The organism is Nonomuraea sp. NPDC048892 (genome assembly GCF_040649735.1).
GTDB lineage: Bacteria > Actinomycetota > Actinomycetes > Streptosporangiales > Streptosporangiaceae > Nonomuraea > Nonomuraea maheshkhaliensis.
The window spans coordinates 121,275-146,259 of sequence record NZ_JBEZFZ010000007.1; the positions used below are offsets into that span (position 1 = coordinate 121,275).

Sequence of the window (24,985 nt, forward strand, 5' to 3'; positions counted from 1 at the left end):
TCACGAAGGCATCGGCCCCCGTGATCAGGAAAGGCCCTGGGTCAGCCAGCGGAGCGGGTTGGTGTGGGTGATCAGGCGGAGGACGTCCTCGTCCGTCCCGGCCTCGCGCAGGCGCGGCAGCAGGGCGTCGAAGAGGTGGGCGTAGCCGGGGCCGCCGTACTTGGCGACCTGCGCCACCCGGTTCACCCCCGTGCTGATCAGGAGCCGGTCGGCGTGGCCGTCCTCGATGAGGCCGAGCGCGATCCTGGCCACCTGCTCGTGGCCGAGGCCCAGGGAGCCGAGGCTCACGTACGCGCCCGCCTCGGCGATCTTCCTGGCCGCGCCCAGGTCGCCGCCCGCGTAGCCGACGGCCACCCGCGCCCCGGGCAGGCCCTGGCCGAGCAGGATCTCCAGCAGGGCGGGGGCGTTTCGCCCGTGCGTGGCGACCGGCAGGCGCGTGCGCAGCGCGGCGCGGGCGGCGGCGACCAGGCAGCGTTCCTCGCGCGGCGTCGGCTCGGCGCCCCAGGAGCCGACCTCGCCGATGACGCCGGGGAACACACCGGTCCCGTCCACGCCGCTGACGATCTCCTCCATGAGCAGGCCGGTGAGGGTGTCCACGTCCTGTTCGCCCACGTTCGTGAACGGCTCCGCGAACAGGCCGGTCGAGGCGATCACCGGCACCCGGCTCCCGGCCGCGATCCTGGCCAGGGCGGCGGCGTCGCGGCCCATGCCCAGGCAGGTCAGTTCCACCACCAGGCCGAGCCCGTGATCCGACTGGCGCAGCTCCCTGAGCTCGGCGGTGACGGTGCTCTCCTCGTCGAGCCAGCGGTGCGGGTCGGAGCCGATGCCGACCGCCCAGCGCATGTCGGTGCGCAGGTGCTCGTGGGGGAGTACGGCGCCCTCGATGGCGGCGGCGCGTACAGGTCCGGTGACGGTACGGAGCAGAACGTCGGGCATAACAGACATTAACCGATGTTTGCCGGGCAAAGCCGGGGCTGGCAGGAAATTTTACTTCGTGTGGGGTTTGAGTCCTTGCAACTGAGCTGCAAGTGGGCACGGAGCCGGAGCCGTATCCTGGGGAGCACACCGACTGCCGGGGGGTAATCGTGCCGTTTCAGAACGCCGAAACCGGCGGAGCCGACGTGATCAAGGACGAGGCCGCCGATCGTTCCAGCATGCCCGAGCGCCGTACCGGCCTCCAGGGATGGCTGGACGGCATCCGCTCCACCCGCACAGGAGCGCTCACCCTGAAGATCGTGATCGGCCTGATCGGGACCGTCATGGTGGCGGGCGGGCTGATCATGGTGCCGTTCCCCGGGCCGGGCTGGCTGGTCGTCTTCGCCGGGCTGGCCGTGCTGGCCACGGAGTTCCACTGGGCGCACAAGCTGCTGGAGTTCGGCAAGCAGACCCTGCGCGCCTGGACCGAGTGGTACAAGCGGCAGGGCTGGACCGTCCGCATCCTCGTGCTCATCGTGACGGTCGCCGCCGCGGGCGTGATCGTGTACTTCGGGCTGCTGACGCTCGGCGTGGACGTCATCGCCATCGCCACCCGCTTTATCTAAGGAGTCAGAGGTAGAGGCCCGTGCCGTGGTCGGTCTCCTGGGTGGCGACGGCGTGCAGGTCGCGTTCGCGCATGACGAGGTAGACCTTCGCGTGCACCTCGACCTCGAACTGCTCCTCGGGGTTGAACAGCACCTTGTCGCCGACCTTGACCGAGCGCACGTTCGTGCCGACGCCGCAGACCTCGCCCCATGCCAGGCGGTTGGCCATCTTGACCGTCGCGGGGATGACGATCCCGGAGCCGCTGCGCCGCTCCTCGGCCTCCTGCTCCAACCTGATCATGACTCGGTCGTGCAGCATCTGAATCTCGAACTTGGGCTCTACCACAGGCACAAGTCTAAGAGCAGGGCAAGCCCGGGAACTCCACAACCAGGAACGAAGGGGTCAGCGCGGGAGCCGGAGCTCGGCGAAGACGGGCCGGTGGTCGGTGCGCTTGAGTGACAGCACCTCGAACGCCCGCACCGCCATCCGCGAGTCCGCCAGCACGTGATCGATCGTCACCCCGGGCAGGTGCACCGGTGAGTCACCCTGCGGCCAGGTGGCTCGCAGCCCGCGTCCCATCACGTCGGCCGCGTCCCGGTAGCCGGCCGCCAGCAGGTCGCGCATCGGCAGGTGGTCGAGCGTGGCGTTGAAGTCGCCGGCCAGCACCCGCAGCTTGCCGTCGCCGCGCGGCAGCGCCTGGAGGCCGGCCGCCCAGCACGGCGTGCTGCGGGTCCGCTTGGGCGCACACGGGTGCACGGAGACGATCTCCACCCGGGTGCCGCCGGAGTGCGTCAGCCAGGCCCTGGCCTGCCCGAACCCGCCGATCTTGATCATCGGTACGGCGTCGAGCGGATGCCGGGCGTAGATCGCGGACCCGCCCACCCCTTCCAGGGGACGGGCGACGGCGTGGGGCAGCGCGCGCCGCAGCCCGGCCGCCTCCAGCCGGCGCATCGCGGCCGGCGTGAACTCCTGCAGCGTCAGGACGTCCGGCTTCAGCCTGGTCACCAGGGCCATCAGCTCGTCCGTGTCCGCGCCGCCCACCAGCAGGTTGGCCGCCAGCACGCGCAGCGCGGGCCCCTTCGCCCCGGGGTTGCCGTCGGCGAGCGCGCGGGGCAGTACGACGGGCGTCATGGCCAGCACCGACACCAGCGCGACCGTGCCCGCCGCCCACCGCCGCAGCACGCAGGCCAGGATCAGCGCGAGCACGGCCGCGCCCAGCGCGTACGGCGTGTACGACACCACCGGCACCCACGGGAAGTCCGGCTCGAACCCGCTCAATCTGACCACGGCCCACAGGCCGAAGGGCACCACCACGATCCAGCTCATCCATGTCCGCACGCCCTGTATCGCCACGAAGCCCCAGAAAGGTTCATGGGCGCCACCAGAAGTGAGAAGGTGTGCCCCATGCACGACGTGGAAGCCCGGGTACTCGACGCCATCGACGAGCCCGAGACCGTGAATCTGCTGGCCGAGACCGTCAGGGTCCCCAGCGTGACCGGCACCGACGCCGAGTCCGAACTGCAGCACCATCTGGCGGGCCTGCTCACCGAGGCGGGCATGGACGTCGACGTCTGGAAGCTGGACCTCCCCGACCTGACCGCCCGCCCCGGCTTCCCCGGTACGGAGGCGCCCAGGACCGAGGGCTACGGCGTGGCCGCCGTCACCCCGGGCGGCGAGGGCCCGCCCGCGCTCGCACTGCAGGGCCACGTGGACGTGGTGCCGATCGGCGACCTGGCCAAGTGGGCGGGCAGCGACCCGTTCGCCGCCCGGATCGAGGGCGGCGCGTTGCACGGCAGGGGCGCGTGCGACATGAAGGCGGGCCTGGTCGCGAACCTGGCCGTGGCGCGGGCCATCGCCAAATCAGGCGTCAGGCTGGCCAGGCCGCTGGCCGTGCAGTGCGTGATCAGCGAGGAGGACGGCGGGCTCGGCGCCTTCGCCACCCTGGCCAGAGGGCACACGGCCGAGGCCGCGGTGATCAGCGAGCCCACCAGCGGCGCGGTGATCACGGCGAACGCGGGCGCGCTGACGTTCCGGCTGGAGATCGCCGGGCGGGCGGCGCACGGCGCCACGCGGCACGAGGGGATCAACGCCATCGAGGTGTTCTGGCCGGTGTTCGCGGCGATCAGGCGCCTGGAGGCCGAGCGGAACCGGGACGCGCCCGCGCTCTTCACGGCCACCGCGACGCCGTACCCGATCGAGGTCGGCACCGTGCGGGCGGGCGACTGGGCCAGCACCGTGCCGGACCTGCTGGTGGCCGAGGGCCGCCTGGGAGTGCGGCTGGACGAGGACCCGGCCGCGGCCAGGGCGGCGTTCGAGCAGGCGGTCGCGGAGGTGGCGCACCCCTGGCTGCGGGAGAACCCGCCGGTGGTGACGTGGCCGGGCGGCCAGTTCGCCAGCGGCCGGCTGCCCGCGGGGCACGAGCTGCTCGACCAGGTGGGCCGGGCGGTGGCGGACACGACCGGGGTGCGGCCGGTCGAGTCGGCGGCGCCGTACGGGAGCGACCTGCGCCTGTACGCGGCGGGCGGCATCCCCACGCTGCACTACGGCCCCGGCGACGTGCGGTTCGCGCACGCGCCCAGGGAGCAGGTGCGGCTGAAGGAGCTGCACGAGGTCACGCGGGCACTGGCACTGCTCGCTGTCCGCCGCTGCGCAGTACTCTGATCAGCGCGGCGGGGCTCATGAGCGCGGGCGGCGGATCGTAGAGGTTCGTCACCCGCAGGAATCGCCGCGTCAGCTCGGGGTCGTGCGCGGCGGCGGCGTGGAAGCGGTCGAGGTAGGCGTGCACGAGCCGCATCTTCGGCGTCGGGTCGCCCTGGACGCCGGGCATCCGCAGGTCGCCGCCGACCGTGATCTCCCAGGGGATGTCCACGACGCCGGCGATCCGCCGGAAGAACGAGCGCGGGTTCAGGTCCGGGTCGAGCAGCGCGCCCGCCTCCATGGCGGCGACCGTCATGCCCTGGCCGTACAGGGGGTTGAAGGCGCAGACCGCGTCGCCGGTGACCAGCAGGCCCTCGGGGAAGCGGGCCAGCCGCTCGTAGCGGCGCCGGACGGCCGCCGGCGTACGGTACGCGCGCGGCTGCCCGATCGGCTCGGCCGTCGTGACCAGCTCGTACAGGTCGGGGACGGGCAGGGTGGCGGCGTAGGCGGCGAAGCCGGGCAGGTCGAGCGGCGCGCTCTCGCCGTACCCCACCAGGGTGACGATCCAGCGGTCGTCCTCCAGCGCCAGCGCCACGCCCGCGCGCGGCGTCTCCGGCGTGGGCCCGATGATCACGACCTGGTCTCCGTCGAGGTGGTCGTGGCGGCGCACGAACTCCCACGTCGCGTACCGTACGTCGATCTCCACCCGGTCCTCGCGCGGCGGCTCGTAGCCCAGCTCGCCCAGCCAGGACGGCGTGCGCGAGCCCCGGCCGGCCGCGTCCATGACGAGATCGGCCGGGATCGGCTCCCCGTCGGCCGGCCACACCCCCGTGACCCGGCCCTTCTCGGACAGCAGGCCGGTGACGATCCGCTCGGACAGCACCCGCACCCCCGGCAGCGCGCTCGTCCTGCGCCGGATCTGGCCCTCCAGCAGCGGCCGGCTGACCAGCAGCCCGTCCAGGCCGCAGGTCCCCCGGGCCAGCCGGACCCCGGCGTGCACGTGGCGGCCCCGCTCCTGCATGTCGCCCAGCATCGCGCCCTGGGCGACGAGCTCCCCGGTGATGCCGGGCAGCAGTTCTTCCATGACTTCCCGGCCCCTGGCGAGCAGGCCGTGCGCGTGGCGGCTCTGCCCGACGCCCCTGCGGTGGGCGTCCACGGCCGGCAGGATGTCGCGGTCGAGCACCGTGACCCGGGCGAAGCGCCGGTGCAGTGCCGCCGCGGACAGTAATCCCGACATGCTGGCGCCGATGACGACGGCGTGGTCCATCTGTTCCCCCCTGGGAGAGTTCTCTGCGTGTCGCGCAGAGGGTCTCCCGAGGTGGCTCGCCGCTCCATGTCTTTTGGCGCGTTCCAGGAGAAACGTTCGGTACAGCGCTGCCGCTCGGCCGGGGGTGTCAGGCCGGTACGCGGCGGCGGGCTTCGGGGACGATGAGCGGCGTGCCCGACTGCGGGTCCGGGATGATCTCGCACCGCAGGTCGAACACCTGGTGCACCAGGTCGGGCGTGACGATCTCCGCCGGGTCGCCCTCGGCCACGATCCGCCCGTCGCGCATCACGATCAGGTGGGTGGCGTACCGGCACGCCTGGTTCAGGTCGTGCAGCACGGCCACCATCGTCCGCCCCTCCTCGTGCAGGTCCGCGCAGAGGTCGAGCACCTCGATCTGGTGGGAGATGTCCAGGAACGTGGTCGGCTCGTCCAGCAGCAGGATCGGGGTCTCCTGCGCCAGCGCCATGGCCAGCCACACCCGCTGCCGCTGCCCGCCCGAGAGCTCGTCCACGATCCGGTTCGCCAAGTCGGTCACGTCGGTGGCGCGCATGGCCTCCGCCACCGCCGTCTCGTCGGCCCTGGACCACTGCCGCATGAGCCGCTGGTGCGGATAGCGGCCCCTGGCCACCAGGTCGGCCACCGTGATGCCGTCGGGCACGAGCGAGCTCTGCGGCAGCAGCCCGAGCCGCCGCGCCACCTCCTTCGACGGCAGCGACGTGATCACGCTCCCGTCCAGGTGCACCGCGCCCGTCCTCGGCTTCAGCATCCTGGCCAGCGCCCGCAGCAGGGTGGACTTGCCGCAGGCGTTCGGCCCGATGATCACGGTGAAGGACTCGTCGGGGATCGTCACGTCCAGGCCGGTGGCCACGATCCGCTGGTCGTAGGCGAGGGTGAGCCCGGTGCCGGACAGGCGCGCGGAGGTGGCCATCAATGGCGGTCCTTTCGCAGGAGCAGGACGAGGTACGTGCCGCCGATCGCGGCGGTCAGCACGCCGACGGGCAGTTGGGTGGGGGCGAGCAGCCGCTGCGCGGCCAGGTCGGCGCCGGTCAGGAGCACGGCGCCCATGAGCGCGGAGGCGCCCATGGTCACGCCGGGCGAGCGGGTGAGCCGCCGGGCGAGCTGCGGCGCGGCCAGGGCGACGAAGACGACGGGCCCGGCGGCGGCCGTGGCCACCCCGGACAGCAGCACGCCGGCCGTCAGCGCCGCGCCGCGCACGACCTCGACCCTGATGCCCATGGCCCTGGCCGCGTCGTCGCCCATCTCGATCATGCGCATCGGCCGGGAGACGTACGCGCACACCGGCAGCAGCACCACCAGCGCCAGCGCGACCGGCAGGGCGTGGTCCCACCCGCGCCCGCTGAGGCTGCCGGTGAGCCAGGCTCCCGCCGTGGCCGCGTCGTTGATGTTGGCCCTGGTCAGCAGGTACGAGTTGAGCGCCACCAGCAGCGCGTTCGCCCCGATACCGACCAGGACCAGCCGGTAGCCCTGCACGCCGCCCCGGTAGGCCAGCGCGTACACCAGCACCGCCGTGACCACGCAGCCTGTCAGCGCGCCACCCGCGATCATCGCGGCCGAGCCGCCCGAGACCACGGCGATGATGCCGCCGGTGGAGGCGCCGGCGGTGAAACCGATGAAGTCGGGGCTGCCCAGCGGGTTCCTGGTCAGGCTCTGGAAGATGGCGCCGCTGACCCCGAACGCGGCCCCGACCAGCAGGCCCGTCACCACGCGCGGGGCGCGCAGCCTGCCCACGATCAGCTCGGCGACCGGGGTGCCCTGGCCGAAGAGGGCGCCGAGGATGTCGGGCACGGGCACGGTGAACTCGCCCGTGGACAGCGCCGCCACGGCGACGCAGGAGCCGGTCAGGACGAGCAGCGCGGTGACGAGCAGGGCGCGCGGCGCCAGCCGCAGGGACCAGGGGCCGACACGGACGTTCACAGCGCCACCCGCCTCGGCCGTACGGAACAGCGTCCGGCGTGCACGTTCACAGCGCCGCCACCCGCTTCCGCCTGGCCAGCATGATGAAGATCGGCGCGCCGATCACCGCCCACACGATCCCCACCTGCACCTCTCCCGGCCGGGCGATGAGCCGGCCTGCCACGTCGGCCCCCAGGAGCAGCACCGGCGCGGCCAGCGCCGAGTACGGCAGCACCCACCGCTGGTCGGGCCCCACCAGGGCCCGCACGGCGTGCGGCACGATCAGCCCGACGAACCACAGGGGCCCGGCGGCCGCGGTGGCCGCGCCGCACAGCAGCGTGACGGCCACGCCGGTGAGGATCCTGGTCCGGTTCACCGCCACGCCCAGCGCCTTGCCCGCGTCGTCGCCGAGCGCCAGCATGTTGAGCGGCCTGGCCAGCAGCAGGCCCAGCACCAGCCCCGCGACCATGAACGGCGCCAGCCGCACCAGCGTGTCCGCCGTCTGCCCGGCCAGCGAGCCGGTCAGCCAGAACCGCATCCGGTCGAAGGTCTGCTGGTCCATGCGCAGGATGGCCGAGGCGACCGCCGTGCACACCATGCCGAAGGCGACCCCGGCCAGCGCCAGGCGTACCGGGCTCGAACCCGAGCGGCCCGAGGAGGCCAGGGCGTACACGGCGGCGGAGGCCAGCGCCGCCCCGCCAAAGGCGAACCACACGTAGACGGCCGGGTCGCTGAGCCCGAACAGGCCGAGCGCCAGCGTGACGCCCAGCGCCGCGCCCTCGTTGATGCCGAGCAGGCCCGGGTCGGCCAGCGGGTTGCGGGTCAGGCTCTGCATGAGCGCCCCCGCCAGGCCCAGCGTGGCGCCCACGCCCAGGCCGAGCAGCGTACGCGGGACGCGCAGCTCGCGGATGACCGTGTGGTCGCTGGAGCCGTCGGGGGCCGCGAAGGCGTCGATGACGGTGCCGAACGACACCGACCGCGCGCCCAGCGCCACACTGGCCAGAGCGACCAGGACGAGCACGGCGAACGTGACGAGCAGTCCGGCCACCAGCACCGGCGGTCGGCCCTTCACCGTCCGCGGCCCGTCCTTCTCCGGAGCGCTCACAGCGCTCCCTGGGGCCGTCGCTGGGGCCGTGTCATCAGCCGGGCGCACCCGACCCCCTCTCGTCGCACGTCAAACTTAGGCAAGGCTAATCTAATGGGCGGATAACAAGGCAACCCTAACCAAGGAGATCCACATGTCAGGACCGGTACTGGCTCGCCGGGGCTTCCTGTCGGGCGCGGCAGGCCTCGCGGTGGCCCTGACACTCACGGCGTGCGGCGACGGCGGCACCGGGACGGCGGCCCCGTCAGGCGGCGCGTCCCCCTCGGACGGCGCGGCCTCCGCTGCCCAGAGCTGGACCTTCACCGACGACCGCGGCAAGAGGCTGGAGCAGCCCAAGGCCCCCAGCAGGATCGTGGCCCAGGTCGGCTCGGCCGCCGCCCTCTGGGACTTCGGCGTGCGCCCCATCGCCGTCTTCGGCCCGCACAAGCTCAAGGACGGCAGCAAGGACCCGCAGGTCGGCAACGTCGACATCACCAAGGTCACCGGCCTCGGCAACGTCTGGGACGAGTTCAACGTCGAGCAGTACATCGGCCTCCAGCCCGACCTCCTGGTCAGCAGCATGTACGTCAAGGACACCCTCTGGTACGTGCCCGAGAAGTCCAAGGAGACCATCGAGCAGGTCGCCCCCAGCGTGGGCGTCATGCTCACCGGCAAGAGCGCCACCGAGGTGATCGGCACCTACGAGGCGCTGGCCAAGTCACTCGGCGCGGACATGCAGGGGGTGCCCGAGGCCAAGGCCCGCATGGAGGCGGCCACCAAGGAGCTCGCCGCGTTCGGTGACCTCAAGATCCTCATGGTGTCGGGCGGCGCGGACGCGTTCTGGATCGTCAACCCGCCGGAATATCCCGACATCGTGCACCTGAAGAACGCCGGTCTCAACGTGGTGACCCCGTCGAAGGTGGACGAGGGCGGCTTCTTCCAGACGCTGAGCTGGGAGAACGCCGACGAGTACGAGGCCGACGTGATCCTCTACGACACCCGTACGCAGGCGCTCAAGCCCGAGGAGATGATGAAGAAGCCCACCTTCGCCAAGCTCCCCGCGGTCGAGGCGGGCCAGCTCTACCCGTGGAACGCCGAGGCGCCCTACAGCTACCAGGGCTACGCGGCCTTCCTGGAGGGCCTGGTCGCGAACCTGAAGAAGGCGAAGCCGCTCAAGTAGGGCCGCTCACGTAGGCCCGCCCGCCCAGCTCACGTAGGCCGCCGGCCTCAGTAGGCGCCGCGGACCTCGACGATCTCGGCTAGGGGGAACTCCAGGTAGTCGCCCGCCTCCTCGCACCAGGCGTCCAGCGCGGCGCCCTTGAGCTCGCCGTGGCTGATCGTGGCGGTCAGCCCGTCGGTGAGCGTGATGCCGGCCCGCACGCCCCGGTCGACGACGAACCCGAGCAGCGACTGCTGCGCCGTCGGCAGCCTGGTCGCCATCCGGCCGATGATGGCCCAGGTGCGCCCGTTCTTGGCGTCCTCGCTGCGGCCGGCGGCGACGAGGCGGCGGGCGTGCTCGTAGGGGTCGGGTGCCGGCTCGGCGAGCATGTGGGCGGGCGCCTCCAGCTCCGTCAGGCCGGGGAACTCCGACAGCTCGGCCACCTGCCCGCCGGGCAGCAGGATGAGCTTGCCGTTGGCCGGCTCTTCCGACCTGACCCGGTGGATGGTGATCTCGCCGGTATCGGAGACGGGCACGGGGGAGTAGCCGACCTCGCGCAGCGCCGCCAGCGTGCGATCGGCCGGCGCCCCGCTCACCAGCACCGTGGGCGCCAGCAGCCGCAGGCCGAGCCGTCCGAGCCGCCGGTGCGCGGCGATCTCGGCCAGCAACGCCGGGTCGGGCGCCTGCACGACGCAGCCGACCGTGCTGACCGTGACCTCGCCGTGCCTGCGGGCGGTGTCACGGACGAGGTATTCGAGCGGCTGCGGGATGGTGCCGACCGTGGCCAGCTCGTCGAGCAGGTCGTCGGCCTCGTAGCCGCGGTCGAGCGCCCGCCGCACGCTCTCGGTGGTGAAGCGCCACACCGAGGCCGCGCCCCTGGACTCGCGCTCGGCGGTCCGGTCGAGCAGCGCCGCCAGCTCCGCCGACGGCGGCCCGGTGACGACCGCGGTCAGGTCGGGCCCGAACAGGGCGCTCCTGCGTACGCTGGCCAGCGCCCGGGTGGCCGCCTCTGCCAGGACCGGATCGTGCTCGACCACGGGGACGGCGTCGTCGTTCTCGTCGCCGGCCTTCGCGCCCAGGCCCGCCAGCGCGCGGCCGAGGTCGGTGAGCGCGTTGTTGGCCAGCAGGCCGAGCAGCCTGGCCTCGTCGAGCACCGCGGGCGCGCACTCGCGCAGCAGCGGCACGTCGATCAGCGGCGCGTGCCAGTGGACGCTGCTCATCAGGCTGTCGCGGTCGGCGAAGGCCGTGCCGGAGGGCAGGTGGGCCAGCACCGACAGCACCGCCCTGCGGATGCGGGCCAGCGCGCTGCCGGCGGGGTCGTCGCCGAGCACGGTGCCGTACTTGCCGTCGATCTTGCGCAGGGAAGATCGTTCCATTCGCCACCAGGCCGCGAGCAGCACCCGCAGCCGGGCCGCGCCCTCGTCGAGCCGCCACCGGTCGAAGCGCTCGGTGGGGATCATGCCGCCGGACGGCTCGTCCCAGGCCAGCAGCCTGGCCACCGTGCACACTTCCAGCAGCAGCCGGGTCTCGTCCTCGTCGCAGCCGGTCTCCTTGGCCACCCTGCGGACCTCACGCACGCCCACGCCGCCGGTCTTGAGCAGCGGCAGCGGCGTCTTGGAGGTGTTGTCGAGCAGGGCGGCGCACCGCTCGACCACGTGGGGTGCGGCCAGCGTCATCAGATGGTCGACCTCTTCCGGATCGACCGGGATGGTGGCCACCTCGGGCGCCTCCGGCCGGTAGGCCGGATGGTAGGCGGGGCCGCGCAGGCAGATCGCCACCTCGCGGGGGATCTCCGCGACGTGCCAGCTCGGCCGGAAGAGCAGCCCGTGGTCGGCGCACCACTTCTCGGGCGTGCCCGGCACGACGAACCTGCCGCCGTCGACGTCGAGCGCGGGCCCCTCCCAGGCGAACCGGTCGAGCAGCGCCACGGTGCCCTCGGGCGCCTTGCGCATCAGCGCCTTGACGTGAGCGAGGTCACCGAGCGTGTCGATGACGCGGGCGATCATGCGGCGCTTGTTGCCGTGGGCGGGCAGGCCGAGCGCGCGGGCGAGCGCGTGCAGCGCGTCGTTGCTGATGGACCAGGAGTTGAGGTAGTGATCGAGCGGCTCGCCCAGGCTCAGGGGCGCGGACCAGTAGCGGGTGACGCCCTCGGCGAGGTGGATCACCCCGTCGTCGCCCGGCCAGGCCAGGGCGTGATCGTAGAGGTGCTCCAGCCAGGGGGTGACGTCCTCGGGGCGCGCGTCGACGAAGCGCGCCAGCGTCTCCAGGGTGGGCCGCGTCATGGCCAGCGCGGCCTCGGCGAGCTGCAGGCAGGGCAGGGGCAGCCCGCGCAGGGTCTCCATCACGGCGAAGCCGTTGCCGAGCCGCTGGGCCAGGGTGTCGAGCCGCCTGGGCCAGGGCGCGGCGATGGCGTCGGGCCTGTTCGCCAGGATGCGGCCAAGCCGTTCTTCGTCTAGTTTTCGCAGCCAGCCGAGCAGGTGATCTTCCATCTGTCAGCACTCTCATGGGGTCGCGCGCCGGACTCACCGTGAGCCATGACCATCCACGGTAATGCAGATCACCCCCGGTCAGGAGAGGACTGCCCAGACGATCTTTCCGTGAGGCGCGAGTGCGGACCAGCCCCAGCGGAGGCTGAGTGATTCGACGATGTGGAGTCCGAGGCCGCCGGTGTCGAGAGGCCCAGGGTATCGCAGCACCGGCACCGAGGAGCCTGGATCGGTGAAGGCGCAGGTGATGAGCGGCCCGCGGCGGACGAGTGACATGTGGACCGTGCGCTCGCGGCGCGGGTCGTCGAGGCACAGGCCGTGGCGCAGCGCGTTGGTGGCGAGCTCGGAGACCACCAGTTCGAGGTTGTCGGCGAGCTCCTCACCCAGGCCCCAGCCCGACAGGGCGCCGGCGGTGAAGCTCCGGGCGGCGTGAACCGAGGACGCGGTGGGCGGGAGTACGAACGTGGCGCTCGCGGAAGGTCCGGGCACCAGCAGATCGCCGGCCGCCTCCGGCCACCAACCGATTGGGGGCCACCAATCGAACGTGGTCCACTGGCCGTGTGCCGTGGTTTGTTGCACGTTGATCATTCTGCGCCAAACTCTCGTGCAGGTGCAAGAGCGAATGCACGTGCAGACAACTCGTGCACACGCTACGGTTGCCCTCAAATGGTCAATTTGGGGGAAAGGGGATCTTGTCCGCGGCCCATGATCTTTCGGCCGTGAAGTGACAGACTGTGTCGCAAGGAAACGACCAAGGAGCAGCACGTGTCGATTGATCCGCCCGGTTCCGGTTCGACCGTAAGGCGCATCATGCTGGGGGCGAGCCTCAGGCGTCTCCGCGAGGCCAGCGGGCTCGACCGGGCACAGGCCGGATTCCACATCCGGGCGTCCGAGTCCAAGATCAGCCGGATGGAGCTCGGCCGCGTCGGTTTCAAGACACGTGACGTAGAAGACCTTCTCACCTTGTACGGCGTCGTCGACGATGCCGAACGCCGTTCCCTGCTGGAGATGGTGCGCGAGGCCAACACCCCCGGGTGGTGGCACAAGTACTCCGCCGAACTGCCGTCGTGGTTCACCACGTACATCGGCCTGGAGGAGGCAGCCAGCGTGATCCGCACCTATGAGGTGCAGTTCGTGCCCGGCCTGCTGCAGACGGCCTCGTATGCGCGATCGGTCTTCCAGCTGGGTAATCCCGATGCGAGTCCGGAGAGAATCGAGCGGCGCGTGCACATGCGTATGCAGCGCCAGGAGCGCTTCACCCAGAAGGACGGCCCCCGTCTGTGGGCCGTCATCGACGAGGCGGCGCTCAAGCGGACCATCGGCGGGCGGGAAGTCATGGCCGAGCAGCTCCAGCATCTGCTAGAAGTCGCCGCCCTTCCCAACATCACCCTCCAGGTGATGCCCTTCAGGTTCGGCAAACATGCCGCCGAAGGGGGCGCGTTCAGCATCTTGCGGTTTCCCGAGTCCGACTTGTCGGACGTTGTCTATGTCGAGCAGCTCTGGGGTGCCCTGTACCTGGACAAACGTGAGGACATCGACCCGTACCTCACGGCCATGGAGCAGCTGTGCGTGGAGAGCACCACGCCAGGGGGCACCGTCGAGCTCATCGGCGGTCTTCTCAGAAAGATGTAGATGAACCAGACCTACAACGGCATGCCCGCGGCGGACCTGACCCAGGTCGCCTGGCGTAAGAGTCGCTACAGCAACTCGCAGGGCAACTGCGTGGAACTCGCGGAGCTGCCCGACGGCGGCATCGCGGTGCGCAACTCGCGCTTCCCCGACGGCCCCGCGCTCATCTATACCCGCGACGAGATCCGGGCCCTGGTGCTCGGGGTGAAGGACGGAGAGTTCGACGGCCTCCTCGTTTAACAGCGTTGTAACCTCCGGCGCGCCCGCTTAACGGCGGCGCGCCGGAGGCGTAACCGCCCGGCCTCGTCCTGCGGTCAGGATCGGAGTCATGCTCGACCAGATGACCCTGTATCCGATCGCCGACGACGTGCTGTTCGCGCCGGGCGGCAAGGTCGTGATCCGCACTTACGGCGTGGCGCCGGCCACCGCGGGGGCGACCGTCTCCTACCGGACCTGGGTGACCGGCCTGCGCGACCAGCCCCGCTACTGGCACTGGGGCCACTTCGAGGACGCCGCCTCCGGGCACCGCAGGGTGCTGGAGTGGCTGACCGGCCGAGGACCGCAACCTTCCCAGACGCCCGCCTGATCGCTATCCTCGGGCCAAGCAACCGCTTGGTAGAGGAGGCGTGGTGCGGCGAGCGATCCACCTGATCGAGGAGGTCGACTTCCGGCCGATGAACTCCAGGCGCCCCCTGGAATACCTCACCTGGCTGACCCGCTACAAGCGCGAGGACGAGACGCGTACCGCGCCGTCGCTCACCTCCGGCATGTCCATCAGGTCCCGCGAGATCGACCTCGTCGGGGCCTTCTACGCGGTCGGCATCACCGGCCATCCGCAGTTCAAGGTCGTCACGCTCTGGGACTGCCACGGCGGCTGGGACGGCGGCTGGCGGCAGATGATGGAGATCTATCAGGGCGTGGACGAGCGCCTGTTCCTGTCCGACATCGACGACCTGCGCTTCTCCGCCTTCTCCCGGCCGCTCGGCGCCGCCCCCGGCTGCCCGCCGCTGTCCGCGGCCCCCGCCGCCGAGCTCTACCTCTTCGAGAGCGCCCGCGTCCGCCCCGGCGCCGCCCTCGACTACCTGCACGCCGTACGCACCGAGCGCGCGCCCGTCCTCGCCGAGCACGGCCACACCCTGGCCGGTCTGTACGAGGTGCTCTTCTGCGACACCGAGGCGGTCACCCTGTGGGCCGTCTCCCTGGACGACCACCTGGCCACCCAGCGCGCCAGGGACGCGGCGCTCGGCCTCGACGACGAGGTGGCGCCCGACTCCCGGCTGCTGGACTGGGGAAAACGGGCTCGCGACTACCTAGAAGGCCGCTGGCGTGAGACGCTTCTGGCACCCTTCCCCGGTTGCCGCCTGGCTCCGGGAGAACCGCCGGCCTAGCGTCGGCCGCGGAGGTGGTCATGTCAGACTCATACCTCTACAACGGGCAGCGGCCGGACGATCATGTCGCCTCGTGCCCCGACTGCGGCGCCGCCGTCGCCCTGCTCGACCAGCCCGGCACGGCCGTCGAGCCGCCACCGTCATTGCGCGCGGCCGTGCTGTCCATGGCCCGGCGCCGCCGCAGCCCCGCCGCGGTGGGCGTGGCCGGCGTGGCCACCCCCTACGCCGAGCAGGTCGCCGTCATGGACGAACTGCTCGCGGAGCTGAGCGCGCCGCAGTGGGAGGCCCCGATCGCCCGGCACGGCACCGTCAGGGGGCTGGTCGAGCACCTGACCGCCAACGACGCGACCGTGGCGGCGTTCATGGGGCTGCCGGGCCGCGACGAGGGCGCGCCCGCGCACCGGCGCTGGCGTGAGCAGGCCGGAACCCTGCTCGAACGGGTCTCGGCCAGCAGCGAGGTGCTCATGGGCGTGGAGGTCTCGCTGGCCGGCACCCGCCCGGCCCGCGCGCCGCTGCGCCAGGCCATGATCCAGCGCACGTTCGAGACCTGGACGCACGCCGACGACATCAGGGCCGCCACCGACCGCTCCCGCGCCGCGCCGCGTCCCGAGCACGTGCACATGATCGCCGAGTTCGGGCTCGCGCTGCTGCCGCGCGCGATGAAGGGCCCGCGCCGTGACGTCTCCGCCACCATCGTGCTCACCGGCCCGGGCGGCGGCACCTGGACGATCCCGCTCTCGCCCGCCTCCGACCACGTCGCCGTGCTCATCTCGGCGGACGCGGTCGGCTTCTGCCGCCTGCTGGCCGACCGGTGGCCGCCGGGCTCGTTCCCGTACGCCGCCGAGGGCGACCCCGCCCTCGCCCGTGACCTGATCCGCGCCGCCGCCACGCTGGGATGCGACTGATGAGCGACATGGACCTGTGCGCACGGCTGACGGCCGGCGACCTCGACGCCCTGGCCGAGGCGTACGACCTGCACGGCTCGTACGTGTTCGGGGTGGCGGCCAAGGTCACCGGCAGCCAGGCGTACGCCGAGGAGATCACCCAGAACGTCTTCGTCGCGCTCTGGGAGGGCCCGCAGTCCTACGATCCAGGGCTGGGGTCGCTGCGCGGCTGGCTGGTGAGCCGGGCCCTGCACGAGTCGGCCCTGCGCGCGAAGGTCGGCTGAACAGACTGCCCGGCCTGCCCGTTTCGGCGGGTTGCGCGCCCGGTCGGCGGCTCAGCCGACCGGGGCGTTCCAGGTGGTGAGGACGGGTTCCGCGTGCTCGAAGCCGAGCCGCGAGTAGGTGCCGGTGTCGAGCTTGAGCAGCCGGCCCTCCTCGGGCGCCAGGCCCAGCCAGCGGGCGGCCAGCACGCGCAGGAAGTGGCCGTGCGCCACCACCGCCACCCGTCCGCCGGCCTTCCGCGCCCGCGCGATCACCCGGTCGGCACGGGCGGCCACCTGCGCGGCGCTCTCGCCCGGATGGTCGGCGTCGCCGGGGATCACGCCGTCGCGCCACAGGTACCAGCCGGGCCGGCCCTGGCGGATGTCGGGTGTGGTGATGCCCTCGTAGCCGCCGTAGTCCCACTCCCACAGGTCGGGGTCGATCTCGTAGCCGGTCAGACCCGCCAGGTCGGCCGTGCGCCTGGCCCGCTGGGCCGGGGAGACCAGCACCAGGCCGAACGGCTCCTTCGCCAGCGGCGCCAGCGCCCTGGCCTGCTCCTCGCCGTGCTCCGTCAAAGGCAGGTCCGTGCGGCCTGTATGCCTGCCCGCCTTGCTCCACTCGGTCTCACCGTGCCGGAGCAGCAGCATCTCGTCCATGGTTCCCATCATCGGGCACGGCGGGTCGTGCGGTCGCGTCAGGTGGCCAGTTCCTCGACGACGGGCTCGAACGCGGCAAGGTCGCGCTCATGATGCACTACGAAATACGAAATATCGTGCTCATCCCGCCAATAGCGGAGCTTGTCGGCTATGTCGTGACGGGTGCCCAGGAGGACCTGGGGCGTCCCGTCCAGGGCGGAGCTGTCGGCCGCGCTCCACGTCTCCTCCGGCTTCAGCTCGCCCGCCTGCATGACGCTCGTGCCCAGCTCCAGGCGCGGGTACCGGTCGCCCGCCGCCTCCCGTACGGCGGCGAGCTTGGCCAGCAGCGCGGGCCGCCCGCCGTCCGCCGCGTCGGGCCCGCTTCCGTCAGGCAGCACCCGCGTGCCGATGTTCACCACGTCCGCCTCCTCGGCCGCCAGCCGCAACATCCTGGCCCCGCCCGCGCCGATCACCAGCGGAGGTCCCGGCCGCTGCACGGGCTTGGGCCGCTGGTCGAGCCCGGAGATCCGGTAGTGCCGGCCCTCGAAGTGGAACGGGCCCTCGCCCCAGAGGCCCCTGAGCACGGCCAGCGCCTCCCGCAGCCGTTCGATCCTGACCCCCGGCGGTGCCAGCTCCAGCCCGGCCCCCGCGTAGTCGCCGGCCATCCAGCCGGTGCCGATGCCGACCTCCAGCCGCCCGCCGGACAGCACGTCGAGCGTGGCCGTCTCCTTGGCCAGCACGGCCGGATGCCGGAAGTCGTTGGCGAACACCAGCGTGCCGACCCGCAGCCGGGTGGTGGCGCAGGCGGCGGCGGTCAGGGCGGCGATGGGGGCGAACCTCGGCCCCACCAGGTGGTCGGGCACGAGTAGCACGTCGAACCCGGTCTCCTCCAGCCGCCTGGCCTTGTCCGCCCACTCCTTCGCCGACGCCGCCTCCCGTACGACCGCCCCGAACCTGAACCGCCGCATCGGCGCGCCCTTTCGTTGGACCAAATGCTTGCTTGGGATACTAATCGCAGGGCTCGGACGGGGGAACGCCGTTAGAATTCGGGGACCGCCCCGGTGGAGCGCCCATGAAGCTGCCCTCGCTCGACGAGCTCGTCAGGTTCTTCCAGCACCCGGTCTGGTTCGTCGTGCTCGTGCTGCTCGTCCTGCTGTCCAGGAAGGCACTGGCGCGCTGGTGGGGGCGGCTGTCGGAGCACGTCGGCGACGAGCTGGCCGCCAGGACGCTGGGCAGCGGCCGGTGGAACCGGCGCGGGCTGCGCCGCTACGCCACCAGGGTCCGCGACGAGTTCGCCACCTTCCACGTGCCGTTCACCGAGGGCATGAAGCTGCGCATGGACGGCGTCTACGTGCCGCTGCGCCACGACGACGACCGGCTGCAGCCCGGCTCCGACGACATGTACGCCCGGGTCAGGGACGAGCCGTGCACGGTCGTGCTCGGGCCGCCGGGCGCCGGCAAGTCGATGTTGCTGCGGCACTCCATGCTGCAGTGGGCCAAGACCGTTCTGGGCGAGGGACGCACCCGGCGGGTGGCCGTCCTCGTCCGCTTACGCGCGTGCAGCGGCGATCCCAGGCCGCTCCACGCGCACGTGGCCGGCGCGCTCAAGCGGGTCGGCGACGCGGGGGCCTACCTCGACCGGCTGCTCGAACGCGGCTGCCTCACCGTGCTCTTCGACGGGCTGGACGAGGTCGCCATGGCCGACCAGGAGCGGGTGGTGACCGAGCTGCAGGCGTGGGCCAGGGACCATCCCGACGGCAACCAGATGGTGGTCACCTGCCGCTCGGCCGTCTACGACCGCCGGCTCGCCGAGGTGGCCACGTGCACGGTGGAGGTGGCCCCGTTCGACGAGGCGCAGATGCGGCGCTTCCTGACCAGCTGGCCCTGGCAGAACGGAAGCGGCTCCCCGGAGGACGCGCACGCCAGGAGGGAGCGGGTGGACGAGCTCATGGCCACCCTGCGCGACGCGCCGCTGATCATGCAGCTGGCCCGCAACCCGCTGCTCCTGACGATGATCGCCTACCTCTACAACGGCGACGACGAGATCAAGCTGCCCAACTCGCGCACCGTCTTCTACGCCCACGCCACCGACTACCTGCTGCGCACCAAGCTCACCCACGCCACCCGGTTCAAGGAGCAGCAGCGCCGCCGCGCCCTGCAACGCCTGGCCCTGCTGGCCCACAGGACCGCGATCGGGCGCGAGGACCGGCTCACGCTCCCGTACGAGAACGTGCTCGCGGAGCTGGAGAAGGTGATCACCACCAGGTTCGGCGGCAAGCCCGAGGCGGCCGAGCCGATGCTGACCGAGATCGTCGAGCGGACCGGGCTGCTGCTGCCCGTGGACGGCGGGCGCGGGTTCAGCTTCGCGCACCAGACGCTGCAGGAGTACTTCTCCGCCTGCGAGCTGGCCGAGGACCCCGACGAGCTGCTGCGCGCGCACGCCGAGGCGCCGGACGTGTGGCGCGAGGTGGTGAAGATGTGGTGCGGGGTGACCAGACGGCCGGCGTCCGGGGTGGTCCGCGAGATCTACCGGCGGGACCGGGTGCTGGCGTTCGCCTGCGTGGCCGAGGCGGCGGACCTGGAGGAGGAGCTGGCCGGGGAGATCACCGCGTGGTTCGAGCGGCACCTGGGGGAGCCGGGGCAGGCGGCCGACGCCGAGCAGACGATCGGCGCGTTCGCCCTGGTGGCCGCGGGGCCGGGGGAGCGGGGGCGGAAGGTCTACGCGTTCCTGTCCCGTACGGCGCGCACGGGCTCGGGGGCGCGGCGGGAGGCCGCGATCGCCGCGCTGGCGGCCACCAATCTGCCCGCCGCCGCCGAGGTCCTGGCCGGGCTGGCCCCCGACGACCCGAAGGTGCGTACGGCGCTGATCGACATGGGCAACCTCGCCATCGGCGCCCTGCGCAACCGGGCGCCGCACGATCCGGCGGCCGTGGACGACCTGGCCGCGATCGGCACGCCGGAGGCGGCCTGGACGCTGGCCGGACTGCTGTCCGCCGAGAAGCCGGTCGCGACCAGGGCGGCCTGGCATCTGGGGGCCATGCTGCGCTCGGCCGACATCGAGACGGCACTCGGCGACCCGCCACCGGACGCGGAGCCGGTCGGCGGGCCCGGGCTGGCGTGGGTGTGGGCGCCGTTCGCCCAGAGTTCGCCCGCGGCCCTGACCGCGGTCGCGGAACGCATCGCGTGGCTGCTCGCGGACTCGGACGCGGAGACCGTGTCGCCGCACGTGCGCGTGGACAGCCGGTTGGCGCTCCCGCTGGTCGCGATGGCTCTGGGGAAGTCGCAGACACACCTGGCCATACCCCCTGGGGAGAGTCTGTCGCTCGTTTCCGAGGAGGAGCTGAGCGAACAACTGGACGCGCTCGTGTCGCGATGGACTTTCGAGTCGCATCCCGCGATCTACACGCTGCTGGACAGCCTGAACCCGGCACAGCGTATGAGGCTCCTGACCCGCCTCTTCGGTGCGTCCGGGCGGGCGGCCACGGAGGACGATTGGCGGCGGGTCACGGCGCCCGTCGAGTTCCGGCAGGGCATGCACGTGGGGCTCATCGCCGCCTTGACGTCGGGTCTCGTCCTGGCCGCCTGGATGCGCGCCGTGCTGGTGCTCAACGGGCGGGCGCCGTGGGGTGAGCCGTGGCTCGCCTGGGGAGCCCTGCTCGCGGCGACGTCCATCGCCGTGATCACGGCCATGCTCGTCCTCGACCTCACCAGGCAGGGCGCCATCGGCTGGAGTGTCCTGCGCTGCAAACCCGCCGTGGTGACCAGCGTGCTGCTGTTCCTGCCGGCAGTGGTCGCGGCCCCGGGATCGCTCGCGCTGGTGACGCTCGCTGAGCTGATCGGCTGGAACTGGGCGATCGCGGCCGTCGTGCTGGGCTTCGCCACTTTCCTGGCCGTCCTTCCCGGGCCCGAGCGCGAGGATTCGGGTCCCTGGCTGTTCAGCGTGGTGCTGTCCGCCCTGCTTCCGCTGCTCGCGGTGGTGCGCGGCGTGGTCGTCCTGACCGGTGAGTGGCCGGGGCCGCCCGCCTGGCTGGCCTGGGCGGGCCTCGTCTCCGGAGTCTGGCTGCTGTGGCTGCTCACCGCCCGGGCCTCGGCGGGGCTGTTCACGCTCCGGTCGGCCTTCGTCGCCGGCGTCGCGATCCACTACGCCGCCGCGCTGACGGCGGCGGGCGTGCTCGCCTTCGTCGCGCTGCGCGACCTGACGAACGTGCCCCTGGCCGTCACCGTCATGACCGGAGCGGTCGCGGTGTGCGTGCTGACCGTGGCCGACCTCAAGCGCAAGGTACGGCAGGCCACCAACCCGCTGCACGGCATCCTGGAGCTGAAGGAGGCCCCCGGCCGGACCACAATCATCGCGACGCGTCTTACCAAGCGCTTGCTTTAGGTGTCAGACTGGGCCCATGGAGATCCCCGTGCGCCAGGCGAGCGACGACGAGGCGGCGTTCTTCCACGAGCACGGATGGGTCAGGCTCGACCGGCTGATCGAGCCGGACCTGGCCGCGGAGCTGCGCGAGCGGGCCATGCGCCATCTCGACGCCCGCGCGAAGAGCCGCGAGACGCTGGTCGACCAGGCGTTCGGGCAGTCCAGGGACATCGCGGCGAGCGACGAGCTGTTCGGCGCGCTGGCCCTCAGCCAGGGGATGGGCCGCACCGCCGTACGGCTGCTGCGCGGCGTGCGCGCCGTCCGCGTCCAGGTGACCAACCTGCTGGTCAAGGAGGCGGGTGAGCACGGCGCGACCGAGTTCCACCAGGATTTCCCCTGGATGCCGATGGACCGCTCGGCCATGCTGACCGTCTGGCTGGCCCTGGCCGACGTGCCGGCCGACATGGGGTCGCTGCGCTTCTACAGCGGCTCCCACCGCTGCGGCCTGCTCGGCCGCAGCTTCACCCGGCCGGGCGACGACCAGCTCAGCCAGCACCCCTGGCTCAAGGAGCTGGAGCTGTCGCCGCCGCTCGACCTCAAGGCCGGCGACGCGACCGTGCACCACGCGCTGACCGTGCACGGCGCCCCCGCCAACCGCCGTGACAGCCCGCGCCTGTCGTTCACCGTCACCTACTTCGACGCCGACGCCCTCTACACGGGCCTGCCCTACCGGCAGACCGACGGGCTCGGGCTGCGGGTCAACCAGCCGTTCGAGCACGAGAGGTTCCCGTGCCCGAGACCGTGAGAGGCCCGGTCGCCGGCCTCGGGGCGACGCTCATGCACGAGCACGTCTTCGGGCTGAGCCCGGAGATCCTGTGGAACTGGCCGGACATTCCGGAGGGCTGGGACCTGGAACGGCGGGCCCGCGAGGCGGCGGGCAAGCTCGACGCGCTCAAGGCCGAGGGCGTCGACACGATCGTGGACCTCACCGTGGTCGGGCTCGGGCGCTACGTCCCCGCCGTGCAACGGGTGGCCGAGCTGACCGAGGTGAACATCGTGGCCGCCACCGGCCTCTACACCTACGACGCGCTGCCGCCCTACTTCGGCAACCGGGGCCCCGGATCGTTGTTCGGCGGGCCTGACCGGCTGGCCGAGTTCTTCGTCCGCGACCTCACCGAGGGCATCGGGCGCACCGGCGTCAAGGCCGCCATGCTCAAGTGCGCCTCCGACCACCTGGGCATGACCAAGGGCTGCGAACGGGTGTTCAGGGCGGTCGCCGAGGCCCACCTGGAGACCGGCGCGCCGATCACCACCCACTCCCACAGCGCCTCCAAGGGCGGCCTGGAGCAGCAGGACCTGCTGGAGTCGCTGGGCGTGGACCTCGGCCGGGTGGTCATCGGCCACGCCGGCGACTCGACCGACGTGGCCTACCTGGAGGAGCTGGTCGCGCGCGGCTCGTACCTGGGCATGGACCGCTTCGGCATCGAGACGATCAGCCCGTTCGAGGACCGGGTGGCGATCGTGGCGGAGATGTGCGCGCGCGGCCACGCCGGCCGGATGGTGCTCGGCCACGACTCCTACTGCTTCAACGACCGCTTCGACGCCGGCGTGGTCCGGCGCCGGCACCCCCGCTACCACCTGCTCCACATCTCCCGCGACGTGCTGCCCGAGCTGCGCCGGCGGGGCGTCACGGACGACCAGATCGATCAGATGATGGTCGGCAACCCGCGGAGGATCTTCGGATGAGCGAGGACTTCGACGTCACGTCGGACTGGCACGTCGCCGCCCCCTACGCCTTCCTGCGGCGGCTGCGCGCCGCGTCGCCGGTGTTCAAGAGCGAGCACCTCGGCGCGTACGTGCTGACCCGTCACGCCGACGTGCGGGCCGCGTACGGCGACCCCCAGAGCTTCTCCTCCAAGGGCTCGCTGACGATCTCGCGCAGCCTGACCCGCGAGACCAGGGAGAAGCTGGGCGAGCACGGCTCGTTCCTGTCCAGCTTCGTGGCGAACGTGGACCCGCCGGACCACACCCGCCTGCGCCGGTCGGTGTCCAGGGCGTTCACGCCGCGCGCGGTCGCCGCCTTGGAACAGCGCTTCCGCCGGCTCAACGAGGACCTGCTCGACCGGGTGGCGCCGCGCGGGCACGCGGACTTCATCACCGACCTCGGCCACGAGCCGTCGATCAAGCTGACCGCCCGCTTCATCGGAGTGCCCGAGGCGGACGAGGCGTTCGTGCAGGCGCACGTCAAGGACTGGTTCCAGCTCTTCCTGTCGCCCCAGCCGCCGGAACGGCAACTGGAGCTGGCCGGCAGCTTCCTGGACTACCTCGACTACGTGGACCGGCTGGTCGCCGCCCGCGCCAAGGACCCGCGCGACGACTTCACCTCCCTGATGACCGCGCTCATCGGCGCGGAGCTGACCCACCGCGAGGTGGTGGAGCTGATCTCCACGATCCTGCTCGGCGGCAACGACACCGTCCCGAACCAGCTCGGCAACACCGTCCTGCGGCTGCTGCGCGAGGGGGTCTGGCCGGTGCCGGACGCGCTCCTCGCGAACGCCTCCGAGGAGTGCATGCGCATCGACGGCGCGTCGCTGGGCTCGTTCAGGTACGCGGCGCGCGAGCTCACCCTGCGCGGCGTGACGATCCCGGCCGGCGCCCTGGTGCTGCTGTCCACCGATTCGGCCGGCCACGACGAGAGCGTCTTCCCCGATCCCGAGCGGTTCGTCATCGACCGGCCGAACGCCGCCGAGCACCTGGTCTTCGGCTACGGCATCCACTTCTGCGTCGGGGCCGCGCTGGCCCGGCTGCAGCTGCGCACGGCGCTGGAGGTGCTCGGCCGCCGCCTGCCCGGCCTGCGGCTCGTGCCCGGCCAGGACATCGCCTACCGCAGGTCCATCGTGGGCCGCGGCCTGTCGTCCCTGGCGGTGGAGTGGTGAACGGGCGCTTCGACGGGCGCGTGGCGCTCGTGACCGGCGCCGGGTCCGGCATCGGTGCGGCCTGCGCGGCCCGCCTGGCCGCCGAGGGGGCCTGCGTCGGGGTGCTCGACCTGCGCGCCGCCGCCGCGCGGGCCTGCGCCGCCGCCATCCGCGCCCACGGCGGCACCGCGATGGCGCTGACCTGCGACGTCTCCGACGAGAAGCAGGTGGAGGAGGCCGTCGCGACGCTGGTGGCCTCGTTCGGGCGGCTGGACGTGCTGCACGCCAACGCAGCCGCGCTCGACCCCGACGTGTACGGCCGCGACGGCGCCCTGGAGGACCTCGACACCGCCGTCTGGGACCGCACCATGGAGGTCAACCTGCGCGGGGCCATGCTCATGGTCAAGCACACGGTGCCCGCCATGGGCGAAGGCAGCGCCATCGTGCTGACCTCGTCGGTGTCGGCGCTGGTGGGGGACGTCGCGCACGCCGCGTACGGCGCCTCGAAGGCGGCCCTGATCGGTTTCACCCGCTACGTGGCGACGATGTACGGCCCACGCGGCGTCCGCTGCAACGCGGTGGCCCCCGCCCTGGTCCTCACCGACACCGCTCGGCGCGCGATGACGCCCGCCCAGCTCGCCGACAAGGCGGCCGAGCGCCTGCTGCCGTGGGCCTGCACGGTCGAGGACGTGGCCGACCTGGTGTCCTTCCTGGCCTGCGCCGAGTCCCGCTGCCTCACCGGCCAGACCCTCGTCCTCGACTCGGGCACCCTCGCGCACCGGCCGCAGCACGCCGTCCAGCAGTGGCGCGACCACCAGTGACCCGGCGGCGCCTCCCGTCCGGAA

The 24,985-nt window shown here is 72.3% G+C and carries 25 protein-coding genes; 14 read left to right on the forward strand and 11 right to left on the reverse strand.

Annotated features, from left to right (window positions below):
• Positions 1-24: 24 nt before the first annotated feature.
• On the reverse strand, positions 25-936 hold the full coding sequence (locus tag AB0C28_RS24590; RefSeq protein ID WP_358077696.1) for an aryldialkylphosphatase: 912 nt from the start codon (positions 934-936) through the stop codon (positions 25-27).
• Between the two features lie 149 nt (positions 937-1,085).
• On the opposite strand from AB0C28_RS24590, the gene AB0C28_RS24595 reads away from it, so the two are divergent.
• Complete coding sequence (locus AB0C28_RS24595; RefSeq protein ID WP_357851482.1) at positions 1,086-1,541, forward strand: TIGR02611 family protein; 456 nt, start codon at positions 1,086-1,088, stop codon at positions 1,539-1,541.
• 4 nt (positions 1,542-1,545) lie between these two features.
• Here the strand turns inward: AB0C28_RS24595 and AB0C28_RS24600 are convergent, their stop codons facing one another.
• Positions 1,546-1,866: a co-chaperone GroES gene (locus AB0C28_RS24600; RefSeq protein ID WP_103957875.1), complete on the reverse strand. Its 321-nt coding sequence runs from the start codon at positions 1,864-1,866 to the stop codon at positions 1,546-1,548.
• Positions 1,867-1,923: 57 nt separating this feature from the next.
• Positions 1,924-2,847: an endonuclease/exonuclease/phosphatase family protein gene (locus AB0C28_RS24605; protein WP_357851485.1), complete on the reverse strand. Its 924-nt coding sequence runs from the start codon at positions 2,845-2,847 to the stop codon at positions 1,924-1,926.
• A 78-nt stretch (positions 2,848-2,925) separates the two neighbouring features.
• On the opposite strand from AB0C28_RS24605, the gene AB0C28_RS24610 reads away from it, so the two are divergent.
• Positions 2,926-4,182, forward strand: a complete 1,257-nt coding sequence (locus AB0C28_RS24610) for an ArgE/DapE family deacylase (protein ID WP_358077699.1) — start codon at positions 2,926-2,928, stop codon at positions 4,180-4,182.
• Here AB0C28_RS24610 and AB0C28_RS24615 read toward each other — a convergent pair.
• The 4 genes from AB0C28_RS24615 to AB0C28_RS24630 form a co-directional block, all read right to left on the reverse strand.
• Positions 4,133-5,425, reverse strand: coding sequence for an FAD-binding monooxygenase (locus AB0C28_RS24615; protein ID WP_358077702.1), 1,293 nt, complete (start codon positions 5,423-5,425; stop codon positions 4,133-4,135). The genes AB0C28_RS24610 and AB0C28_RS24615 overlap by 50 nt on opposite strands.
• A 127-nt stretch (positions 5,426-5,552) precedes the next feature.
• Positions 5,553-6,353 carry an ABC transporter ATP-binding protein gene (locus AB0C28_RS24620; protein WP_357851494.1) on the reverse strand — a complete coding sequence of 267 codons (801 nt, stop codon included), beginning with the start codon at positions 6,351-6,353 and terminating at the stop codon, positions 5,553-5,555.
• Positions 6,353-7,360, reverse strand: a complete 1,008-nt coding sequence (locus AB0C28_RS24625; RefSeq protein WP_358077705.1) for an iron chelate uptake ABC transporter family permease subunit — start codon at positions 7,358-7,360, stop codon at positions 6,353-6,355. The genes AB0C28_RS24620 and AB0C28_RS24625 overlap by 1 nt, the downstream gene beginning before the upstream one ends.
• 46 nt (positions 7,361-7,406) lie before the next feature.
• A complete protein-coding gene (locus tag AB0C28_RS24630) occupies positions 7,407-8,444 on the reverse strand; it encodes an iron chelate uptake ABC transporter family permease subunit (RefSeq protein ID WP_357851499.1) in 1,038 nt (345 codons plus the stop codon).
• A 133-nt stretch (positions 8,445-8,577) separates the two neighbouring features.
• Here AB0C28_RS24630 and AB0C28_RS24635 point away from each other — a divergent pair, with 133 nt between their 5' ends.
• Positions 8,578-9,603, forward strand: a complete 1,026-nt coding sequence (locus AB0C28_RS24635; protein ID WP_358077707.1) for an ABC transporter substrate-binding protein — start codon at positions 8,578-8,580, stop codon at positions 9,601-9,603.
• Positions 9,604-9,650: 47 nt separating this feature from the next.
• Here AB0C28_RS24635 and AB0C28_RS24640 read toward each other — a convergent pair whose 3' ends face one another.
• Both AB0C28_RS24640 and AB0C28_RS24645 read right to left on the reverse strand, forming a co-directional pair.
• Positions 9,651-12,071 carry a helicase-associated domain-containing protein gene (locus AB0C28_RS24640; RefSeq protein ID WP_358077710.1) on the reverse strand — a complete coding sequence of 807 codons (2,421 nt, stop codon included), beginning with the start codon at positions 12,069-12,071 and terminating at the stop codon, positions 9,651-9,653.
• A gap of 78 nt (positions 12,072-12,149) precedes the next feature.
• Positions 12,150-12,656, reverse strand: a complete 507-nt coding sequence (locus AB0C28_RS24645; RefSeq protein ID WP_357851508.1) for an ATP-binding protein — start codon at positions 12,654-12,656, stop codon at positions 12,150-12,152.
• Positions 12,657-12,878: 222 nt separating this feature from the next.
• Between AB0C28_RS24645 and AB0C28_RS24650 the strand changes: the two genes are divergently transcribed.
• The 6 genes from AB0C28_RS24650 to AB0C28_RS24675 all read left to right on the forward strand — a co-directional run bounded on the left by AB0C28_RS24650 (position 12,879) and on the right by AB0C28_RS24675 (position 16,253).
• Complete coding sequence (locus tag AB0C28_RS24650) at positions 12,879-13,700, forward strand: helix-turn-helix transcriptional regulator (protein WP_357852474.1); 822 nt, start codon at positions 12,879-12,881, stop codon at positions 13,698-13,700.
• The gene (locus AB0C28_RS24655) at positions 13,701-13,937 is read left to right on the forward strand and encodes a DUF397 domain-containing protein (protein WP_043632079.1); all 237 of its coding nucleotides are present in this window, start codon (positions 13,701-13,703) and stop codon (positions 13,935-13,937) included.
• 88 nt (positions 13,938-14,025) lie between these two features.
• Positions 14,026-14,283, forward strand: coding sequence for a hypothetical protein (locus tag AB0C28_RS24660; RefSeq protein ID WP_106242400.1), 258 nt, complete (start codon positions 14,026-14,028; stop codon positions 14,281-14,283).
• A 43-nt stretch (positions 14,284-14,326) separates the two neighbouring features.
• Positions 14,327-15,085 (forward strand): hypothetical protein, encoded by a 759-nt coding sequence (locus AB0C28_RS24665; RefSeq protein ID WP_357851512.1) that lies wholly within the window; start codon positions 14,327-14,329, stop codon positions 15,083-15,085.
• A gap of 20 nt (positions 15,086-15,105) precedes the next feature.
• Positions 15,106-15,990: a maleylpyruvate isomerase family mycothiol-dependent enzyme gene (locus AB0C28_RS24670; protein WP_357851515.1), complete on the forward strand. Its 885-nt coding sequence runs from the start codon at positions 15,106-15,108 to the stop codon at positions 15,988-15,990.
• Entirely contained in the window at positions 15,990-16,253 is a 264-nt protein-coding gene (locus tag AB0C28_RS24675) for a sigma factor (RefSeq protein ID WP_358077714.1), read from the forward strand. The genes AB0C28_RS24670 and AB0C28_RS24675 overlap by 1 nt, the downstream gene beginning before the upstream one ends.
• Positions 16,254-16,304: 51 nt before the next feature.
• Here the strand turns inward: AB0C28_RS24675 and AB0C28_RS24680 are convergent, their stop codons facing one another.
• Both AB0C28_RS24680 and AB0C28_RS24685 read right to left on the reverse strand, forming a co-directional pair.
• Entirely contained in the window at positions 16,305-16,886 is a 582-nt protein-coding gene (locus AB0C28_RS24680) for a histidine phosphatase family protein (protein ID WP_357851521.1), read from the reverse strand.
• 38 nt (positions 16,887-16,924) lie between these two features.
• Positions 16,925-17,833, reverse strand: a complete 909-nt coding sequence (locus tag AB0C28_RS24685; protein WP_357851525.1) for a TIGR03621 family F420-dependent LLM class oxidoreductase — start codon at positions 17,831-17,833, stop codon at positions 16,925-16,927.
• A gap of 104 nt (positions 17,834-17,937) precedes the next feature.
• Between AB0C28_RS24685 and AB0C28_RS24690 the strand changes: the two genes are divergently transcribed.
• The 5 genes from AB0C28_RS24690 to AB0C28_RS24710 are packed head-to-tail and all read left to right on the forward strand — an operon-like array spanning position 17,938 to position 24,961.
• Positions 17,938-21,246 carry an NACHT domain-containing protein gene (locus AB0C28_RS24690; RefSeq protein WP_358077716.1) on the forward strand — a complete coding sequence of 1,103 codons (3,309 nt, stop codon included), beginning with the start codon at positions 17,938-17,940 and terminating at the stop codon, positions 21,244-21,246.
• 16 nt (positions 21,247-21,262) lie between these two features.
• The gene (locus tag AB0C28_RS24695) at positions 21,263-22,030 is read left to right on the forward strand and encodes a phytanoyl-CoA dioxygenase family protein (protein ID WP_357851531.1); all 768 of its coding nucleotides are present in this window, start codon (positions 21,263-21,265) and stop codon (positions 22,028-22,030) included.
• Positions 22,015-22,971: a phosphotriesterase-related protein gene (locus AB0C28_RS24700; protein WP_358077719.1), complete on the forward strand. Its 957-nt coding sequence runs from the start codon at positions 22,015-22,017 to the stop codon at positions 22,969-22,971. Before AB0C28_RS24695 ends, AB0C28_RS24700 begins: the two co-directional genes overlap by 16 nt.
• On the forward strand, positions 22,968-24,161 hold the full coding sequence (locus tag AB0C28_RS24705) for a cytochrome P450 (RefSeq protein ID WP_358077722.1): 1,194 nt from the start codon (positions 22,968-22,970) through the stop codon (positions 24,159-24,161). Before AB0C28_RS24700 ends, AB0C28_RS24705 begins: the two co-directional genes overlap by 4 nt.
• Positions 24,158-24,961 (forward strand): SDR family oxidoreductase, encoded by an 804-nt coding sequence (locus AB0C28_RS24710; protein ID WP_357851540.1) that lies wholly within the window; start codon positions 24,158-24,160, stop codon positions 24,959-24,961. Before AB0C28_RS24705 ends, AB0C28_RS24710 begins: the two co-directional genes overlap by 4 nt.
• Positions 24,962-24,985 lie beyond the last annotated feature (24 nt).

Bases quoted from the DNA above. Each gene is read 5' to 3' on its own strand.
- AB0C28_RS24670 (WP_357851515.1), top strand. From the start codon at position 15,106: ATGTCAGACTCATACCTCTACAACGGGCAGCGGCCGGACGATCATGTC.
- AB0C28_RS24695 (WP_357851531.1), top strand. From the start codon at position 21,263: ATGGAGATCCCCGTGCGCCAGGCGAGCGACGACGAGGCGGCGTTCTTC.
- AB0C28_RS24620 (WP_357851494.1), bottom strand. From the start codon at position 6,353: ATGGCCACCTCCGCGCGCCTGTCCGGCACCGGGCTCACCCTCGCCTAC.
- AB0C28_RS24685 (WP_357851525.1), bottom strand. From the start codon at position 17,833: ATGCGGCGGTTCAGGTTCGGGGCGGTCGTACGGGAGGCGGCGTCGGCG.
- AB0C28_RS24640 (WP_358077710.1), bottom strand. From the start codon at position 12,071: ATGGAAGATCACCTGCTCGGCTGGCTGCGAAAACTAGACGAAGAACGG.
- AB0C28_RS24590 (WP_358077696.1), bottom strand. From the start codon at position 936: ATGCCCGACGTTCTGCTCCGTACCGTCACCGGACCTGTACGCGCCGCC.
- AB0C28_RS24635 (WP_358077707.1), top strand. From the start codon at position 8,578: ATGTCAGGACCGGTACTGGCTCGCCGGGGCTTCCTGTCGGGCGCGGCA.
- AB0C28_RS24705 (WP_358077722.1), top strand. From the start codon at position 22,968: ATGAGCGAGGACTTCGACGTCACGTCGGACTGGCACGTCGCCGCCCCC.
- AB0C28_RS24660 (WP_106242400.1), top strand. From the start codon at position 14,026: ATGCTCGACCAGATGACCCTGTATCCGATCGCCGACGACGTGCTGTTC.
- AB0C28_RS24610 (WP_358077699.1), top strand. From the start codon at position 2,926: ATGCACGACGTGGAAGCCCGGGTACTCGACGCCATCGACGAGCCCGAG.
- AB0C28_RS24680 (WP_357851521.1), bottom strand. From the start codon at position 16,886: ATGGACGAGATGCTGCTGCTCCGGCACGGTGAGACCGAGTGGAGCAAG.
- AB0C28_RS24655 (WP_043632079.1), top strand. From the start codon at position 13,701: ATGAACCAGACCTACAACGGCATGCCCGCGGCGGACCTGACCCAGGTC.
- AB0C28_RS24605 (WP_357851485.1), bottom strand. From the start codon at position 2,847: ATGAGCTGGATCGTGGTGGTGCCCTTCGGCCTGTGGGCCGTGGTCAGA.
- AB0C28_RS24690 (WP_358077716.1), top strand. From the start codon at position 17,938: ATGAAGCTGCCCTCGCTCGACGAGCTCGTCAGGTTCTTCCAGCACCCG.
- AB0C28_RS24675 (WP_358077714.1), top strand. From the start codon at position 15,990: ATGAGCGACATGGACCTGTGCGCACGGCTGACGGCCGGCGACCTCGAC.
- AB0C28_RS24645 (WP_357851508.1), bottom strand. From the start codon at position 12,656: ATGATCAACGTGCAACAAACCACGGCACACGGCCAGTGGACCACGTTC.
- AB0C28_RS24615 (WP_358077702.1), bottom strand. From the start codon at position 5,425: ATGGACCACGCCGTCGTCATCGGCGCCAGCATGTCGGGATTACTGTCC.
- AB0C28_RS24650 (WP_357852474.1), top strand. From the start codon at position 12,879: ATGCTGGGGGCGAGCCTCAGGCGTCTCCGCGAGGCCAGCGGGCTCGAC.